The sequence below is a fragment of the Amycolatopsis sp. SID8362 genome (genome assembly GCF_010550475.1).
In the GTDB taxonomy this organism is placed as follows: domain Bacteria; phylum Actinomycetota; class Actinomycetes; order Mycobacteriales; family Pseudonocardiaceae; genus Amycolatopsis; species Amycolatopsis eburnea.
The window spans coordinates 1-2926 of the sequence record NZ_JAAGNB010001575.1; the positions used below are offsets into that span (position 1 = coordinate 1).

The following is a 2926-nucleotide window of genomic DNA, read 5'->3' on the forward strand; positions in this document are numbered from 1 at the left end:
CGAGGAGCGCGCGGGCACGCGGCCCCTCGGCCAATTCGGCGGCGTAGCCCAGCGCGGCCGCGGTGAACGCTTTCCGGTCGCTCGCGGCGAGCCGGTCGACCAGGCCGAGCCCGGCCGCTTCGGTCGCGCTGATCGGCTCGCAGCGTGTGGTCAGCTGCCGTGCCTGCGCCTCGCCGACCCGGCGGGGCAGCACGTACGTCCAGTACTCGGAGCCGTAGAGACCCATGGTCCGGTAGTGCGGGTTGAGCATCACGCTGTCCCGCGCGATCACCTTGTCCGCGCCCAGCGCCAGCATCACCCCGCCGGCGCCCGCATTGCCGGACAGCGCCGACACCACGAGCTGGCCGGTGCAGGTGATGATTTCCCGGCAGAGGTCGTCGATCGCGGTGATGTTGCGCCACGCTTCGCCCGCGGGGTCCGGGTGGGCTTCGATGACGCCCAGGTGCAGGCCGTGGGAAAACACCTCGCCGCCGGACAGCACGACGACCTTGGTGTCCTGCGCCATCGCGTGGCGGAGCGCCGCGAGCAGCCGCCGGCAGTGGGTGGTGGACATCGCGCCGTTGTAGAAGTCGAAGCTGACCAATCCGACGTCGCCGGTGCGCCGGTAGCCGATCTCCCGGAAGCCCGGTGCTTCCTTGGCCTCCTGCGGCTCGGGAACACCCGCGAGGGCGAGCACCGCCGGCAGCTTGACCGGGACGCCGGGTCCGGCCGGCCGCCGGGCGTGTCCCACCCAGAGCGCGCCGTCCCCGGTGCGGACCAGCACGGCACCGTGGCTGTGCGCCGCGATCGTGCCGGGCTCGCCGGGCGAGGCGGCACCGCGATGGGCGTCGAACACGGCGACCGGCACGCCGGCCAGCGTCGTGCGCACCCCGGGTCTGCCGTCGGCGGCGCGGATCCGGCGAAGGATGTGCGCGGCCGGCTCGTGCCACGAAAAGCTCCGGTCGGCCTGACGCACCGGGGGGCGCGACCGCACGGTGGCGCCGGGCCGGTGGCGGTCCAGGGGCTGCGGGGTGAAGCCCGGGGTTTCCGCCTTGCGCACGACTTCGTCGATCAGGCTCATCGCCGCGTCGGCCACCTGGGTGTTGTAGAGGGTGCTCTTGCGGGGCGGGTCGGCGGGCATCGGGAACAGCCGCGACCCCCAGATCGGCCCGCCGTCCAGGTCCCCGGTCGCCTGCAGGGCGGTCATGCCCCAGCGGGGCTCGGCGTCCATGATCGCCCAGTCCAGCGCGGCCGGCCCGCGGTCACCGGGCGGTCCCGGGTGGATGATGATCGTGCGATACCGCCGCCAGACGGCTTCGGGCACCCGGTGCCGCAGGAACGGGCAGAGGATCAGCTCGGGCTCGGCACCCGCCACGGCGGCGGCGATCGCCTCCGGATCGCCCGCCGTCCGCACGGTGACGCGGTGCCCGCCGGCCCGCAACCGGGCCCAGGCGCGTTGACTCAGTCCGTTGAACGCGGTGCACAGCAACAGGATCTTCAACGCGCCTCCGCTCAGCGGCCGTCAGGACCGTCCGACGGTACCTGGCGAACCGCGCGGCGCGACGCTGCCAATAGTGGGGGCTTCAGCGCGTGACGAGCACGCGGCGTACTTCCTCGGCGCCCAGCACCACGGGGGAGCGCAGGGCGCCGACCTCGTCGATCTCGATCTCGACGACGTCGCCCGGCCGCAACCCTTGATCGAGTCCCGGCACGACGGACGTGCCCGTCGAGAGCACCGCGCCGTGGGGGAAGTCGTTGTCCCGCCACAGGTATTCGACCAGTTCGGCCGGTTCGCGGTTCAGCTGGGCGGTGTTGGCCTCGCCGGCGAACACCTCGCGGCCATCGCGCAGGATGCGCATGCGGAGGCCGAGCGACAGCGGGTCCGGCACCTCCCACGCCGGCCGCACGCGCGCCGACACCGCGCACGATCCGGTGTAGATCTTGGCCTGCGGGAGGTACAGCGGGTTCTCGCCTTCGATGCTGCGGGAGCTGACGTCGTCGACCACGACGTACCCGGCGGTCTCCCCGCCGGCGGTCAGCAGCAGGCCGAGTTCCGGTTCCGGCACGTTGTTCTCGGAATCGGCGCGGACGGCGATCGGCTCGTCGTCGGTGACCACGCGCCACGCGGCCGACTTGAAGAACAGCTCCGGCCGCTTCGCGCGGTACACCCGCGCGTAGACGTCCTCGTCGGCGCTTTCCTCGCGGCGGGCTTCCTCGGAGCGCAGGTAGGTCACCCCGGCGGCCCACACCTCCGTCCGCCCGTCCAGCGGCGGCAGCAAGCGCGTTCCGGCCGTCGGCACCGGCTCGCCGGCGGACTCGGCCAGCTCGCGGATCTCCGCCACGGTGTGGCGCAGCAGGTCGCTCATCGACGTCACCGCGAGTGGTCGCAACCGCTCTTCGGTGAGCAGACCGATTCGGATGTCGCCGGTTCCGTCGGCGTAGCGCACCAGATGGCTCAACCCGGACCTCCTCGTTCCGCACCGAACCTACGGAACGGGGAGGGCCGGGGTCAACGAGCTACTTGTCCGAGTGCACCCGTGAGACCGTCCACTTCGGATTCGCGAGGACCGCGACCGCGCGCAGCACGCCGATCGGATCCGCGCCCAGCGCGTGCAAGCCGACGTGGTCGGCGCCCGCCGCCAGTTCCGCTTCGATCCCCGCCGCGACGGCCGCCTCGTCGCCGTGCAGCACGAGGGCGTCGATCAGCCGGTCGCTGAAGGGGTCGGTGAGGTCCTCGTCGCCGTAGCCGATCCGGCGGAGGTTGTCGGCGTAGTTCGCGATCCCCAGGATCGGGCGCACGGCCGCGCGGCCGGTTTCCCGGGCTCGTCCGGCGTCGGTGTCCAGCGCGACGCCGTGGCCGGGCACCACCAGCTTGCCCGGTCCGAGCGCCGCGCGGGCGCGCCGGGTGTGTTCGGGCGTCACCTGGAGGGTGAGCGTGCCGGCGGCG

2 protein-coding genes and 1 pseudogene are annotated in these 2926 nt (G+C 73.2%); all 3 read right to left on the minus strand.

Going from position 1 to position 2926, the window contains the following annotated elements; genetic code table 11:
* Positions 1-1480, minus strand: a 1480-nt coding sequence (locus G3I65_RS48745) for an enoyl-CoA hydratase-related protein (protein WP_239071907.1), incomplete at its 3' end; no start/stop codon positions are given.
* Between the two features lie 82 nt (positions 1481-1562).
* Entirely contained in the window at positions 1563-2438 is an 876-nt protein-coding gene (locus tag G3I65_RS48750) for a fumarylacetoacetate hydrolase family protein (protein ID WP_160702394.1), read from the minus strand.
* Positions 2439-2496: 58 nt separating this feature from the next.
* Positions 2497-2926, minus strand: a pseudogene (locus G3I65_RS48755) (LLM class F420-dependent oxidoreductase); the annotation flags it as partial.